At 35.7% G+C, this 14,648-nt stretch carries 15 protein-coding genes; 2 read left to right on the forward strand and 13 right to left on the reverse strand.

Annotation, left to right across the window (positions count from 1 at the left end; translation table 11 throughout):
• Nucleotides 1-191 precede the first annotated feature (191 nt).
• The 4 genes from MTZ49_RS00085 to MTZ49_RS00100 form a co-directional block, all read right to left on the reverse strand.
• Nucleotides 192-731 (reverse strand): sigma-E factor negative regulatory protein, encoded by a 540-nt coding sequence (locus tag MTZ49_RS00085; protein WP_264746408.1) that lies wholly within the window; start codon nt 729-731, stop codon nt 192-194.
• 42 nt (nt 732-773) lie between these two features.
• Entirely contained in the window at nt 774-1,352 is a 579-nt protein-coding gene (rpoE, locus tag MTZ49_RS00090; RefSeq protein WP_264746409.1) for an RNA polymerase sigma factor RpoE, read from the reverse strand.
• Nucleotides 1,353-1,493: 141 nt separating this feature from the next.
• On the reverse strand, nt 1,494-1,937 hold the full coding sequence (locus MTZ49_RS00095) for a protein YgfX (RefSeq protein ID WP_264746410.1): 444 nt from the start codon (nt 1,935-1,937) through the stop codon (nt 1,494-1,496).
• Entirely contained in the window at nt 1,921-2,178 is a 258-nt protein-coding gene (locus MTZ49_RS00100) for a succinate dehydrogenase assembly factor 2 (RefSeq protein ID WP_264746411.1), read from the reverse strand. Before MTZ49_RS00100 ends, MTZ49_RS00095 begins: the two co-directional genes overlap by 17 nt.
• A gap of 188 nt (nt 2,179-2,366) precedes the next feature.
• Here MTZ49_RS00100 and MTZ49_RS00105 point away from each other — a divergent pair, with 188 nt between their 5' ends.
• Nucleotides 2,367-3,314: a YgfZ/GcvT domain-containing protein gene (locus tag MTZ49_RS00105; RefSeq protein ID WP_264746412.1), complete on the forward strand. Its 948-nt coding sequence runs from the start codon at nt 2,367-2,369 to the stop codon at nt 3,312-3,314.
• A 46-nt stretch (nt 3,315-3,360) separates the two neighbouring features.
• Here the strand turns inward: MTZ49_RS00105 and MTZ49_RS00110 are convergent, their stop codons facing one another.
• The 7 genes from MTZ49_RS00110 to MTZ49_RS00140 form a co-directional block, all read right to left on the reverse strand.
• The gene (locus MTZ49_RS00110; protein WP_264746413.1) at nt 3,361-4,146 is read right to left on the reverse strand and encodes a penicillin-binding protein activator LpoB; all 786 of its coding nucleotides are present in this window, start codon (nt 4,144-4,146) and stop codon (nt 3,361-3,363) included.
• 10 nt (nt 4,147-4,156) lie between these two features.
• On the reverse strand, nt 4,157-4,744 hold the full coding sequence (lpoB, locus tag MTZ49_RS00115; RefSeq protein ID WP_264747906.1) for a penicillin-binding protein activator LpoB: 588 nt from the start codon (nt 4,742-4,744) through the stop codon (nt 4,157-4,159).
• A gap of 40 nt (nt 4,745-4,784) precedes the next feature.
• Complete coding sequence (locus tag MTZ49_RS00120) at nt 4,785-5,144, reverse strand: YcfL family protein (protein ID WP_264746414.1); 360 nt, start codon at nt 5,142-5,144, stop codon at nt 4,785-4,787.
• Nucleotides 5,145-5,199: 55 nt separating this feature from the next.
• Nucleotides 5,200-6,525, reverse strand: a complete 1,326-nt coding sequence (locus MTZ49_RS00125; protein ID WP_264746415.1) for a COG3014 family protein — start codon at nt 6,523-6,525, stop codon at nt 5,200-5,202.
• 73 nt (nt 6,526-6,598) lie between these two features.
• Nucleotides 6,599-7,087: a C40 family peptidase gene (locus MTZ49_RS00130; protein ID WP_264746416.1), complete on the reverse strand. Its 489-nt coding sequence runs from the start codon at nt 7,085-7,087 to the stop codon at nt 6,599-6,601.
• Between the two features lie 132 nt (nt 7,088-7,219).
• Nucleotides 7,220-7,792, reverse strand: coding sequence for a C40 family peptidase (locus MTZ49_RS00135; RefSeq protein ID WP_264746417.1), 573 nt, complete (start codon nt 7,790-7,792; stop codon nt 7,220-7,222).
• Between the two features lie 287 nt (nt 7,793-8,079).
• Complete coding sequence (locus MTZ49_RS00140; RefSeq protein ID WP_264746418.1) at nt 8,080-9,354, reverse strand: bifunctional O-acetylhomoserine aminocarboxypropyltransferase/cysteine synthase; 1,275 nt, start codon at nt 9,352-9,354, stop codon at nt 8,080-8,082.
• Nucleotides 9,355-9,546: 192 nt separating this feature from the next.
• Between MTZ49_RS00140 and MTZ49_RS00145 the strand changes: the two genes are divergently transcribed.
• On the forward strand, nt 9,547-10,557 hold the full coding sequence (locus MTZ49_RS00145; RefSeq protein ID WP_264746419.1) for an AI-2E family transporter: 1,011 nt from the start codon (nt 9,547-9,549) through the stop codon (nt 10,555-10,557).
• Between the two features lie 41 nt (nt 10,558-10,598).
• Here MTZ49_RS00145 and MTZ49_RS00150 read toward each other — a convergent pair whose 3' ends face one another.
• Both MTZ49_RS00150 and pepN read right to left on the reverse strand, forming a co-directional pair.
• Nucleotides 10,599-11,939 carry a glutamine synthetase family protein gene (locus MTZ49_RS00150; protein WP_264746420.1) on the reverse strand — a complete coding sequence of 447 codons (1,341 nt, stop codon included), beginning with the start codon at nt 11,937-11,939 and terminating at the stop codon, nt 10,599-10,601.
• Between the two features lie 20 nt (nt 11,940-11,959).
• Nucleotides 11,960-14,611, reverse strand: coding sequence for an aminopeptidase N (gene pepN / locus MTZ49_RS00155; protein WP_264746421.1), 2,652 nt, complete (start codon nt 14,609-14,611; stop codon nt 11,960-11,962).
• Nucleotides 14,612-14,648 lie beyond the last annotated feature (37 nt).

Here is a 14,648-nt window from a genome sequence, read left to right on the forward strand (position 1 = left end):
AACTATTGTGCAAAACTTTAGTAATATTACTGTTGAAAAACACCTCACTAACTTATTCAACAATTTCATTAATTACTATCCTTCTACTGTTTACTCTTTTAGGAATAATACAAGAGTTATTGCAACTACATTAACTAAAATAAAATACTATAAAAAAGCCTAATATCATTAATTAGGCTTTTTTAAAAATACTAATTGGATTGTACATCTGCTGATTGCGGAGTTTCATCATACTCATCGATTACAAGAACACCTTGTTTTTCGTGTCTATCAATAAAATCAGACAACCTGTTTTCAACCCATTGCTCATTAGAAGCAACATTTAATCCTTCAACAATAACTTCTTCATTTTGTGCATAAGAACTTACAGAAGCCGTTATATCTTCATCATTATTAAAGAAAAAGACCACTGATAGAGTTATTGTCATAATCGATGCAGCTACTGCAAATTTACCTAAATGACTCCAAAACTGTGATTTATATTGTACTGTTGGAGAAACTTGTTGCTTAGAATCAATATCTTCACTGGCAATAGCTTCTGACACAGCTGAGGCAATATCAAGTTTTGGGAAAATTACTTGTTCTTGCATGACAGAGCGGGCAATTTGATAACGTGACCAAGTTGCCATTACTTCCTCATCTGCATTAGCTAATACACGACGAACTTCTAAATCATCTGCTGCATTATCCATCAATGCTGATAATGAATCCTTCAATTTTTCATTACTCATAATGGCACCTTCAATAAAATTAACCTAACACTTAGTAGATAATCAGTTTTCCAACAATGGTTGCAACGCTTTATCTACTGCTTCCCTAGCCCTAAAGATTCTTGATCTTACTGTTCCTACAGGACAATGCATAACGTCTGCAATCTCCTCATAACTTAGACCATCAGATTCACGTAAAGTTAGGGCAACACGTAAATCTTCAGGTAATAATCGGACTGTCTTATGAACTACCTGCTCAATTTCATCTCGCAAGAGACTATGCTCAGGTGTATCAATATCCTTTAATCCACTATCACCAAAAAACAATTCAGCATCACTTGCATCAACATCTACATCAGGTGGTCTACGACCTTTAGCAACTAAATAATTCTTTGCAGTATTAATAGCTATACGATACAGCCACGTATAAAAAGCACTTTCACCACGAAAACTACTAATTGCTCTATAAGCTTTAATAAAAGCTTCCTGAGCGACATCTTGAGCTTCCTGCATATCGTGTACAAAACGTAAAATAAGACCATAAATTTTATGTTGATACTTCAATACCAACAGATCAAATGCTCTTTTATCACCTTGCTGTACCCGTTCAACTAACTGTTGATCCTGTTCTTGGGTTAACATGCAGACACCCCATACGTCTGAGACTTATTCTGCATCGTCAAAATCATTTCTCTATTAATTTGACGGCACAATAAAAAAAAAGTTCTGTTTAATTATAAAATTTTGTTACAACTGTGAATAATAATCTCAACTCTATAATTCTCATTCAGTTAAATAACGTAAATATACCTTCAATTTACGATAATCACTTTCTAACATCACATCAAAAGGTAAACACAATGATAAACGTTTTCTATCCCCTTCAATACTAAACTGCAAAATTATGACTCCCGATAATACAACACTTTCAGAAGAAAGCAGCTTAATTACCTGCCAACCTATTTGTTGGTTATAAACAAGCCAATTATTTGAAGTTCTACGTAATGCAGTAAAGGATGTAGGCAATATAAATAAAATATGTTTTCTCAATACCCTTATAACATAAATGGATAATATTACTGCTATTAATATTTGCCAACCAAATACCATTGGTAATTGGAAAACGATTAATAATGCAACCCCATAAAGTATTAGAAATAAATAATATAACCGTTTTGAAACATGCCAATGGCATTCAAATAAGTTACTATCAAGCAGGTTGTACACGGGCCAAAATCATTTGAACCATTCTTTTTAAATCAACATCTTCTGGTTCGTCACGTTGCATAAACCAACCAAACAAATCCTGATCTTCACAACTTAATAGTTTTTTAAAGCGTTCTTGATCTTGTTGATCTAGACTTGGATATACTTCTTGCACAAATGGCATTAGCAGTACATCAAGTTCTAACATCCCCCGACGGCATTGCCAGTATAACTTTTTTAATTCCAATTCATTATCAGACATATAATAAAACCCTTTTATGACTCTCTATTATATCATATATTTTGCCAAAACAAGTTCTTCACAAGAAATGCTTCTGCTTTCTTAAGACTAACAACAAGCTGTTTACTGTAAAAATAATGCTATAATTCAGACAATAAATTAACCTCAGTCTTTCATATCTCCTGAATTTTCTAAACGGATAAGTTTTTATGACAACTCCATTTTTCTGCTTATTAACTCATGAAAGTATTCTTGCTATTCAAGGAGTAGACAGTAAAAAATTTCTACAAGGGCAAATTACTTGTAATCTAAACTACCTTACCACAGAACAATCCAGTTTAGGTGCTAGCTGTACACCTAAAGGCCGTATGGTTTCTAGTTTTAGACTTCTAGAGCAAGCAACTGACAACTATCTACTCTGCTTAGACAAAAATTTATTTGAAAAACAATTAGCTGATTTTAAGAAATATGCTATATTTTCAAAAGTTACATTAGAAAAAGCAGATGAACAATGGGTTCGCTTTGGCCTACAGGCTACTCCTGAAGAATTATCTTTTTTAGAATTAGAAACACCACAACAAGCTAATCAAGTTAAACAACACCATAGTCAACAATATTTTTTAATTAACATTAGTGAGCAACGTTATGAATTATGGATAACTAATTCACATGTAGCCACTATCAAACAATTATTAATTCAACATCTAATGGAAAAGCCACTTAATGATTGGTTATTAGGACAAATTAGAGCAGGAATTGGACAAGTATTTTTAGAAAACACTGAAGAATTTGTTCCACAAATGATCAATCTACAATCAATAGGTGGAGTTAGTTTTAAGAAAGGTTGTTACTTAGGGCAAGAGATTGTTGCTCGTATGCAATACCTTGGTAAATTAAAACGTCATCTCTATCGGTTTTCATTAGATCATCAAGATCTACCTAATATTGGCGCTGACTTATTCTCAACAGTTCATACAAGCAGTGTTGGCCGAGTAGTGTTAGCTGCCCAAACTGAAGATCATAAAATAGAACTATTAGCTGTGACGCAAGATGATGCAACAACTAATGAACTATGGTTACAAGATAACCAAACCAATCACTTAAAGCTTCTTAGCATCCCTTATGAAGTCAATCCTGAAGAAGAAATAAAATACTAAAATAAAAAAGGGGTAATAAATACCCCTTTTTATAAACTATCTATGATTACTTACGTCTGATCACTGTTGGTGGCTCATCTGCCGGCATATTGTGACGAACAGGTGGATTATACGCATCATCAGGTAACTGACCTGTTAATTGTTCAACCACTTGATTCGATACATCTTTACCTAAAGCCTTAGATACTTTACTAACTAATTTAGCACGATCTAAAGTTACCTTCTTATCTAAACTATTAACTAGTTTTAACTCTTTAGCTTCACCCATAGCAGTGAATGCGGCTTTAATTTCATGGGTTTGTGTATTAATTAAATTAAACTCAGCAACTACTGTTAAATTTAATGATTTAGAATAAGTATTAGTGTGTTGAATATTCATCACATTATCAGAAAACTGAATATCTGAAACACGACCAAACAATACATAATCTGCACCATCAAAATCACCCTGATCAATACGTGCAATTATGTCGTTAATATTATCAAAATCAGGATCACCAGAATAAGGACGACCTTGGATTAAATCAACTAAACCCGTTTTTCTAAGATCACCCTTAATATCGCCTACAAACTTACGTAACTCCGTTTGATTAACATAGCTGTAAGTACCCTCAACCTTATGATAATCAGAAGTTGTATTATTAGAGTAATTACCTGCTCTGTTATTGTTTGTTGAATTAGTATTAGCATTATGAGAAGAGTCAACAATTTTAATATAATCCTTGACTTGCTCTTCATATGCTAAATCTGTGACAGCTACTTTCGGTTTAACTTCTTGAGCAAAAGCACCAAGAGATAATGTAGCTACTAATAATCCTGTTAATATACGCATAATCATCTACTCATCGATTTTGTGTTTTGCGGATTTCTTTTTCATCCATCCACTCAGATAAGCCACTTTCTACATCAAACAGCTCTAAAGTAAATTTATAATAAACATCTTTTATATTTTTAGTTTTCTTATTAATAGAAGTTAAAGTACCTTCTAAGCGGTATTTTGCAGCAATCATATTACCTGTTTTAGCCACTGTAGACTCTTTATATAAGCCACTATCATTTTGTAGTTTAAGTTGATCTACTTGGCTTTGCATTCTAGTATTATCACTAGCAAAACGTGCTACACCTGCTTTCATCAGCTGATTTTTAATAGAGTCAGTCACACTACGTGTATCAATATACTCAGAAGTTTTATTTTGTACATCATATACTTGAATAACTGGACGACCACGCAATACACCTGATTGCGCTAAAGAACGTGACATATCTTCAGCAATCATTTGCAAATCAGTAGAGCCAAAATCTATGGTTGCCACTTCTACTGCATTTGGGTCACCATAGCTAACATCTTTTTCACTTCTAACCATAGGAGAGTTATCAGCACACCCCACAACGATCATAGCAGCTGCTGCTAATAAAGTAATACCACGCATTTTTAACATACTAACATCCTCTTAAATAAACTTGTAATCATTAAGGCTCTTGAATTTCAATACGGAAGTCCACTGCCTGAGTAACAGGAGCAATACTATTTATATAAGTACTTTGTTTACCGTAAATCAACTTACTTTTCCATGTTTCCTCTTTGCCTACAGGGAAACCTTGATCATCTAACCACTGGAAACGGTAATTAATATTTTGATTATAACGAGACGTATTTTCTACAGCCACCTTAATCACTAAAAATCCATTCTGTCTAGACTTTTGCGCTTCGAGTACCTCAATATGCTTTACTTTGCCCATCTCAACCACATTTGGGTGTTTACTTGAACATCCCGCTAATACAAGTATACCCATCACTAATGCACAGATTAATTTTAAATGTAGACGCATATTTATCTTCCCTCAAATTAAATTACAACTTTCCATCAATTATAGCTCAAGATGATTAAGGTACATAAATTTTATTTCCTATTTGTATCAACTGAACTATCTGATAACTATTACTAATCATTACATCAAGCTGTGTACCATTCGGTAAGTTTATGGTTTGCTTTCCTTTTGGTAGATTTAAGCGCGCTATCTGCATGCTTTCTGGCAAAGTACGCCATGTCCTTAAATCTGCTTGCTCTAATAAAGCACCCGCCAACCCAAGAGCTAAGCCTGCCCAAGGACTAACCTCCTTATTTAACTGTTGCTGTGCAACCGCCCGAGTTGCCGCCCGAGTAACAGTTCTTACCAGAATCATTGGCAAATCATCGCGTAACGCACGACGAGACATTACATCCACACTTGTTACTTCTGTTAATGGATAATTACGACCATTCACTGCAATTGCATTAAATTTTGAGCTATAACCAACATCAGTAATCACAGGTAATGAAACAGATATTTGAATAATACCATCATTAGTTGGAATAGGAATAGACAAACTAAAAGACTCACGTTTAGGTGCCAAACCAGACTGCATGATAATTAACACATCACTTTGATTAGCAGGCCTACTGATATTACTAGTAAGATTCTTTAAAGCATCTTTTAAAACAGCCGCATCAGGTCTTAGCTCGATTGCATTACGATAACCAGGCGCTGCTAAGTCTCTTTCCCCTAATGCTTCGTAAATATAACCTGCTAAATAATGGCTAAATGCACTTTGATAACTATTTTTTAAATTTACCACACTTGGTGTATTTAAAGTGGCAACAGGATAACCATTTAAATCTTGGAACTGGGTATCAATTCCTTTATCTTGAGCTAATTGCTCTTGTTTTTCATAAAGCAGATCATGCAGATTGGCAATAACTGCTTCTCGCTCATGGGTTTGTCTAATAGCTACACGTGCAGATGCCCAATCCCCCATCGCTAAATAGTTAAGAGCCATTTGAGTAGTTAACATGACTTTTTCATAATCATAGCCTTCATAACGTCTAATTTTGTCATTTAACAAAAAGGCCATAAAATTATTAACATATCTTGCTGGATCAGCTTTTACAGCATCTTCCCATGCTTGTACTTGTTGATTGGCAGACATCCATGCTACTTGGCTAGCTTGCAAATCACCTTTCAGTCTGAGTAACTCACCCTTTTCAAAGTAATAGAGTAAATCCTTCTTATCTTTCTTATTATTGCTCTCTAAAACAGTTAATGCAGCATCAACATCCCCCACATTAATTTGTTGGCTGACAATAGTTAACTCTCTATCATAATCACGAATAGTAGAACAACCTACCAAAAAGAGCATCAACAATAGGGCATAGCCGATACGTAACATCATTATACTCCTCTTACCCCTTGCCCATTCCTATATTAATTTGATGCTCAGTATTACTAGATAGTTATTCAATATATTACTTTTGAATAACTCGCTTACCCAATACAAAGGTTTTATTCCAATAACTTTCATTTAAATTATTAAGGCGTACCACCCCACCAGAACTAGGAGCGTGCACAAAACGACCATCACCCACATAAATTCCTGCGTGACTTACACTATAACCACCATTGGTAGCAAAAAACACTAAGTCACCTGTTTTTAATGAATTACGTTTTACAGTAGGTGTAGCCATACTGCTCATTGCTTTAGTAGTGCGTGGTAATTTAATGCCTGAGCTATTGTAAACATAGACAATTAGGCCACTACAATCAAAACCTGATTCTGGCGTATTCCCTCCCCAAATATAAGGTGTTCCAATTAGGCTCATTGCACTAATAGAAACCTCATCGGCACTTGCAGGAAATTTAGCAGTAATCACAGGCGCCGTACGTGTAGTCTGTTCATTAGTAGAACAAGCGGAAATTCCGAGTACAATCCCTAGAATAAGAAGCTTCCTCAACATACAACCTCCACCTAGATAACTCATACTTTAATTACACTCGTAACACAAACTAATACTACTCAATTCTAAATCATAAAAAAATTGTTGTTATTATAAACATGTGTTTCATCATTTTCACAGTAAAAATCAATATTAATTTAGAATTCGTTTAGCCTCTACAAAGCTAATATTCCAATAACGATTATTTAGACTGTCAATACGAACACCTTTACGCTCATTAGCTGAGTGAATAAAGTAATGATTTCCAATATAAATACCTGTGTGGCTCACTTGGCGACCACGGCCTGTAGCAAAGAACAGAACATCACCTGGTTTTAACTTGGTTTTTGCTACTTTGGGAGCATCCACTTTAATTAACTGCCGTGTAGAACGTGGTAAATCAACGCCAGCCTCTTTTTGGTATAAGTAACCAACAAAGCCACTACAATCAAAACCTGTTTTGACTGATTGACCGCCATAACGGTAAGGAGTACCTAATAAAGAAAAACCACGGGAAATAATGCCATTAATAGCTGGCGAACTACTTGGTTTTTGGGCACGATTGAAGTCCCCTTCTTGAGCTATAAATGCTTGTTTAAGCCCAAATAAGGAAGTATCAATAGTATCTTTTTGTTGATAATGTAGTTCTCTATTAAGAGACAAGTCGAAAGGCGAAGCAGGCTGAGGGTAAACAACAAGTGATTGTTTATCACTCTGTCGATTCACACATCCCGTTATCCCATAAATACAAATTAACAATATTATTAATTTCTTCATCTACCCAAACCCTAAAAACAACCCTTTGAATTAAATGAATATCCAATAAGATTAAGTTAAATCTATAACAAAAAACTTGTATTATACGGAAAGAATTTATGTTGGGAAATTTTAAATTGAGGTAATTGTTACTAAATTATTTGAGCAACAACTTATAATATCTCTACAACTAAAGGCTAACAACCTATTTAAAATGAAGAAAGGTAAATATAATTTATTTACCTTTCTTACAAAAATCACTTAGTTGCTGCTAATGCTTGCTCAAGATCTGCTAAAATATCATCAATATGTTCAATACCTATTGATAAGCGGATCATATCTTGACTAACACCTGCTTTCTCTAATTCCTCAGCATTTAACTGACGATGTGTAGTAGAAGCAGGATGACAGGCTAATGACTTAGCATCACCAATATTCACCAAACGCACCACTAGTTTTAAGGCATCAATAAATTTAGCACCTGCTTCAATACCACCTTTAATACCAAAAGACAAAATAGAAGCGGGTGTTCCTTTCATATATTTCTGGGCTAACTTATGCTCTGGATGACTAGCCAAACCTGCATATTTAACCCAACTCACTTGAGGATGATGCTCTAGATACTGAGCCACCTTCACTGCATTCTCACAATGACGCTCCATTCGTAGTGCAAGTGTTTCAGCACCTTGTAAAATTTGGAAAGCATTAAACGGAGATAAGACAGCCCCCATATTACGTAATGGGATAACACGGCAACGAGCAATATAGGCTGCTTCACCAAAGGTCTCAGTATAACTTACACCATGATAAGAAGGATCAGGGTTAACCAACATAGGGAAACGATCTGCATACTTGACCCAAGGGAACTTACCAGAATCAACCACCATTCCACCTAATGAAGTACCATGCCCTGCTATATATTTAGTTAATGAATGAACAACAATATCGGCACCAAACTCAAATGGACGGCAAAGCGCAGGACTTGCTACTGTATTATCAACCACTAATGGAATACCATGACGATGTGCTATTGTAGCCAATGCTTCAATATCAACAATATTACCTGCAGGGTTACCAATACTCTCACAATAAATCAGCTTAGTACGGTCATCGATTAGTTTTTCTAAACTTACTAAATCATCGTGTTGAGCAAAGCGTGTTTCTATGCCAAAACGTGGCAATGTATGTGCTAATAAATTATAAGTACCACCATAAAGCTTAGCCACAGATACAATATTATCACCTGCCTCGGTAATTGTTTGAATAGCATAAGTAATAGCTGCCATTCCAGAAGCCAATGCCAACCCTCCAATCCCCCCTTCTAAAGCAGCAATACGTTGTTCTAAAACAGCATTAGTGGGGTTAGTAATACGCGTATAAATATTACCGGGTACTGCTAAATTAAATAAATCAGCACCGTGTTGGGTATCATCAAAAGCATATGAACTGGTTTGGTAAATAGGCACTGCTACCGAGTGAGTAGTAGGTTCAGGACTATAACCTGCATGAATGGCCAATGTTTCTAGTTTCATAGGGATACTCTCAATAAACTATGATTTTTATAAATGTAGTTTTTCATTTTAACAATATTACTTAAAAACAAGGTAAAAATCTTAAGAAACAAAATAACTAACCATATAATGATTACTTATTTTGATTTTACCCTTTAAATAATGGCAATATATTGCAGATTCTCAAACTAACTTAAAGGTAAATAACTTTTCATGAATAATGCCCGCTCATGGCCTATTAATTTAGCTAGTGTTCTTATTGTAGCTGTTAGCCTTATTCTTTTATTACCTTTAAAACTGCTTCCCTGTTTAATTGCAGGATTGCTAATTTATGAAATCATAGATTCTATTACAAAAATACTGCAACAGCGTATAGCAGGCAGAGTGGCGCGCTTTCTTGCGGTAGGCATTTTAACTATTGTTGTTATTACAGCCCTTACTATTGCCTTTACCAGTGCCTTTTCCTTTTTAATGCATGAAGCTAATCACCCAGAACAACTACTAAAAAAGCTACTAATGATTATTGAAAAAGCACGTAATCAACTACCTGAAAGTATTGATAGATATTTGCCTGCTACTGCTGAAGATATTAAAAACCATATCAGCCAATTTATTATGGGGCATCTAGCAGAACTAAGAACTTTTGGTAAAGGCGCTGCACATCTGTTTGTAACAGTGCTTATTGGCATGGTGTTAGGTGCTATTATCGCTTTACAACCTACACCAACACCCAATACTTTAAGACCACTAGCAGAAGCCTTATTTACCCGAGTGAGCCGTTTTGCTAAAGCATTTCATGATATTGTATTTGCCCAAATTAAAATATCTATGCTTAATACTTTCTTTACAGCGATATTTTTACTGACTGTACCGCATATTTTTGGTGAGCATTTACCTCTGGTAAAAACCCTTATTCTACTCACCTTTATTGTGGGATTATTACCTGTTATTGGCAACCTTATTTCCAATACGATCATCTTTATTGTCGCCATGTCTGTTTCTTTTTGGGTGGCTAGCTGTGTACTACTCTACCTTGTACTAATACATAAATTGGAGTATTTCTTAAATGCTCGTATTGTTGGGGGACAAATTCGTGCTAGGGCATGGGAGTTATTAATAGCAATGCTAGTTTGCGAAGCTGCTTTTGGCCTTGCAGGTGTAATTGCAGCCCCTATTTACTATGCTTACCTAAAAAGTGAATTGAGAGCAGAAGAGCTTGTATAAAAAATAGCCCTATTAATAAATAAGGCTAATATTTTATCAGCTTAAAGCTGACCACCTAAATATAACCTTTCCCAAGGACTAATCTCCTCAAAGAAACTTTGGAGCTCTTGGCGTTTAGTAGCAATAAAACCGTCTATAAACTCTTGATTAAACAAACCGTGAGCTAGTTTGCTTTTCTCTAAACGTTGCAGTGCGCCAAACAATGAATTAGGAACGGTTAACTCATCAGGTACAATAATCTCACCACTACTAGGTTCAGTAGGTTGACACTTATTCTCTAGCCCATATAAACCTGCTGCTAACGTAGCAGCAATAGCAAGGTAAGGGTTCACATCAACCCCAGCTAAACGATTCTCTATTCGTCTAGCTTCTGGACTACTAACTGGAATACGTAAACCCGCGGCACGATTATCATAAGACCAACAAACATTATTGGGAGAATAATAAGGGTTATTAAGGCGTTGGAAAGAGTTAATGTTAGGTGCATAAAAGGGTGTTAAATCACCTAATACTGTTTGTAAACCACCAATATAATTAAAAAACTCAGGTGTTGCTTCACCACTTTCATCATTAAAAATATTATTACCTGTTTCTTTATTAACAATACTTTGATGAATATGCATAGAGCTACCAGCTACCCCTTCAACAGGTTTAGCCATAAACACGGCTATCATGCCATATTTTAGCGCCAACTCTTTTACCATAAACTTAAACAACAATGTCTGGTCAGCAATCAGTAATGCATTATCATGCACTAAGTTTAACTCAAATTGACTGGTTCCCATTTCATGTTCAAAAGTATCCCTAGGAATACCAAACGACTCCATAGATTGATAAAGTTCTTGAAAAAAGGGTTGTAAGTTATTATTGGCTGAAACAGTAAAACCAGCCGCACCTGTTTCACGTCTTCCATCCAAGCCAATAGGTGGCATAAAAGACTCTTTAGGATCTGAGTTTTTATCAAATAAAAAGAATTCTATTTCTGTAGCAACTACAGGTTCAAACTGCAAGTCACTATAGCGCTGTAAAATACGCTTTAGCAATACTCGAGAACATAGATTTGAGGGCTCACCATTTAACTCATAGGCATCACTGAGAACCAAGGCTTTAGGAATGTCTGACCATGGTAACAAATAAATATGTTGCTCATCTGGATAAACAGCCACATCACCATCATCTGCCCCATAAAAATGAGTAGGTGGATAGCCGCCCATAATACATTGCAATAATATACCTCGTGCCATTTGTAAACGACGGCCAGATAAAAAGCCATCTTTACTCATCATCTTACCACGAGGAATACCATTAATATCTGCTATAACACAGGCAACTTCTTTTACATTAGCCAGTTTTTGCTGCAATATCTCTGACACGATAGCCATACGATTATTCCATTATTATTCTATGCTAAACTTTTACTAACCACTTCATAAACATCACTGGATAGTTTATCAGCAGCCAGAATACGTTCTAATTCAGCCTTCATTAATTGCTGACGCTCAGTATCATATTTTCTCCAACGAGTTAGAGGTGTTAGCAAGCGAGAAGCAATCTGTGGGTTCATTTTATTTAATACCAACACTTGATCCGCTAAGAACTTATAGCCTGCTCCAGTCTTTTGATGGAAGCCCGTAAGATTATTATTAGCAAAAGCACCTATCAATGAACGAACCTTATTAGGGTTTTTAATAGTGAATGCTTTATGAGTCATTAACTCATTCACTCTCGCCAAACTATCCCCTGCTTGACTATTCGCTTGTACAGCAAACCACTGATCAACCACTAAAGGATCTTCAGCAAACTGGTCATAAAAACTAGCTAATGTTTGTTGTTTTTCTTGCTCAAAAGGAGAATTCACTAAGTTAGTTAAAGCTGCTAACTGCTCTGTCATATTATCACTGTTATTAAACTGATCTATACAAGCCGCTAGCACCTCTTTATCCTCTGTTAACATTAAATAAGAGAGCGCCATATTTTGTAAACTACGACGCGCACTATGATCTGCTAAAGGAGAATAAGCCGTTTGTTTAGAAATATTTCTATTAGTTTGATATCTGTTTAAAAATAGCCCTTTTAAATTAATCGCCAATTGTTTACGAATAAACTGACGTGCAGCATGAATAGCGGCTGGATCAGCCACTTCACTGATCTCTACCAAATAGTTCTCAGCAGGTAGTGATAGCATTTCAGCTACCATCGCTTGATCTAAAGAATCATCTGCCAACAAGCTAGCATAAGCCTTCTCCAAGCCTTCATCTAAGGTTAAAGGATTACCTGCTTGGTAATTTGCTATTTGTTGTTGGATAGCTTCTATAGCTAAACGTTGACAAGCATCCCAACGATTAAAGCCATCGCTATCATGCGCCATTAAAAATAATAAATCTTGTTTACTATAGGGGAAGGTTAATTGTACAGGAGCAGAAAAACCTCTTAATAAAGAAGGTATGGGTTTTTCATTAATATTTTCAAAGGTAAAAGTTTGTTCTGCTTCCGTAATCACCAATACTTTTTCTAACGCAGTAGTTGCGTCATCAACCAACTGTAATAGTAAAGGTTGACCTTGCTTATCTAATAAACCCATTGCTACAGGAATAACAAAGGGCAATTTTTCTTCCTGATTAGGGGTTGGCGGACAAAACTGTTTAAAGGTTAAACTATATTGTTTAGTAGTCGCATCATAATATTCAGCAACCTCTAACTTAGGTGTACCTGCTTGGCTGTACCACCGTTTAAATTGGTTTAAATTAATATCATTAGCATCAGCCAATGCCTTTACAAAATCATCACAAGTCACCGCTTGCCCATCATGGCGTTCAAAATATAAATCGGTTCCCTTTCTAAAGCCCTCTTTACCTAATAAAGTATGCAGCATGCGTACTACTTCTGCCCCTTTTTCATAGATAGTCACCGTATAGAAATTAGAAATTTCCATATAAGTATCAGGACGTATTGGGTGTGCCATTGGCCCTGCATCTTCAGCAAACTGATGGGTGCGTAAAAAAGCTACATCTTCTATACGTTTTACTGTTCGTGAATTCATATCCGCTGTAAATTCACTGTCTCTAAATACTGTAAAACCTTCTTTTAAAGACAATTGGAACCAATCTCTACAGGTTACACGATTACCCGACCAATTGTGGAAATACTCATGTGCCACCACAGCTTCGACACGTTGATGAGCCATATCCGTAGCGGTTTCTGGGCGCGCTAATACACAACTGGTATTAAAGATATTAAGTCCTTTATTCTCCATCGCGCCCATATTAAAATCGCTGACCGCTACGATCATAAAGATATCAAGGTCATATTCACGACCATATACTTCTTCATCCCAACGCATCGAATTTTTTAGACTGGTCATCGCATGGCTTACTTTGCCAATATTTTCAGGCTCTACATAAATGCGTAGATCCACTTCGCGATCATTCATGGTGATAAATTTATCTTCTACACACCATAAGTCACCTGCTACTAAAGCAAACAAATAAGCAGGCTTTTTAAAAGGATCTTGCCATGTAGCCCAATGGCGATCATCTTCATCACCTTGCGCCGTTAAATTACCATTGGATAGTAAAATAGGATAACGTTGCTGCTCTGCTTCAATAGTGGTTGTAAATTTACTCATTACATCAGGACGGTCTAAGTAATAAGTAATCTTTCTAAACCCTTCAGCTTCACACTGTGTACAGAACATAGTATTAGATTTATACAAGCCCTCTAAGGTTGTATTGGTTTCTGGATGAATACGTACCGTTGTTTTTAACACAAACTTATCTTTAGTCGGTTGTAAGGTCAGGCTTTTATCATCTACCGTATAACTATTACTATTTAAAACCACATTATCCATAGCTACAGTCAGTAACTCTAACTCTTGCCCATCAAGTATTAGCTCTGGCAACTCGTCAGTATCTTGAATAGGGTTACGGCGCATATATAACTCGGCATGAACCATTGTAAAGCTTTCAAACAACTCAAACTTAAGATGGGTTTCATCTATTAAGTAATCAGGTGCTTGATAATCTTTTAAATAAATAGTTTTTACTGAGTTACTCATTAAAAAACTCCTTGGTGGTGAAGCGAATAATAATAAT

The organism is Entomomonas sp. E2T0 (assembly GCF_025985425.1).
In the GTDB taxonomy this organism is placed as follows: Bacteria; Pseudomonadota; Gammaproteobacteria; order Pseudomonadales; family Pseudomonadaceae; genus Entomomonas.

Coding starts and splice junctions, on each gene's coding strand:
- MTZ49_RS00085 (WP_264746408.1), bottom strand. CDS start 731: ATGAGTAATGAAAAATTGAAGGATTCATTATCAGCATTGATGGATAAT.
- rpoE (WP_264746409.1), bottom strand. CDS start 1,352: ATGTTAACCCAAGAACAGGATCAACAGTTAGTTGAACGGGTACAGCAA.
- MTZ49_RS00100 (WP_264746411.1), bottom strand. CDS start 2,178: ATGTCTGATAATGAATTGGAATTAAAAAAGTTATACTGGCAATGCCGT.
- MTZ49_RS00105 (WP_264746412.1), top strand. CDS start 2,367: ATGACAACTCCATTTTTCTGCTTATTAACTCATGAAAGTATTCTTGCT.
- MTZ49_RS00110 (WP_264746413.1), bottom strand. CDS start 4,146: ATGCGTATATTAACAGGATTATTAGTAGCTACATTATCTCTTGGTGCT.
- lpoB (WP_264747906.1), bottom strand. CDS start 4,744: ATGCGTGGTATTACTTTATTAGCAGCAGCTGCTATGATCGTTGTGGGG.
- MTZ49_RS00120 (WP_264746414.1), bottom strand. CDS start 5,144: ATGCGTCTACATTTAAAATTAATCTGTGCATTAGTGATGGGTATACTT.
- MTZ49_RS00125 (WP_264746415.1), bottom strand. CDS start 6,525: ATGATGTTACGTATCGGCTATGCCCTATTGTTGATGCTCTTTTTGGTA.
- MTZ49_RS00130 (WP_264746416.1), bottom strand. CDS start 7,087: ATGTTGAGGAAGCTTCTTATTCTAGGGATTGTACTCGGAATTTCCGCT.
- MTZ49_RS00140 (WP_264746418.1), bottom strand. CDS start 9,354: ATGAAACTAGAAACATTGGCCATTCATGCAGGTTATAGTCCTGAACCT.
- MTZ49_RS00145 (WP_264746419.1), top strand. CDS start 9,547: ATGAATAATGCCCGCTCATGGCCTATTAATTTAGCTAGTGTTCTTATT.
- MTZ49_RS00150 (WP_264746420.1), bottom strand. CDS start 11,939: ATGGCTATCGTGTCAGAGATATTGCAGCAAAAACTGGCTAATGTAAAA.
- pepN (WP_264746421.1), bottom strand. CDS start 14,611: ATGAGTAACTCAGTAAAAACTATTTATTTAAAAGATTATCAAGCACCT.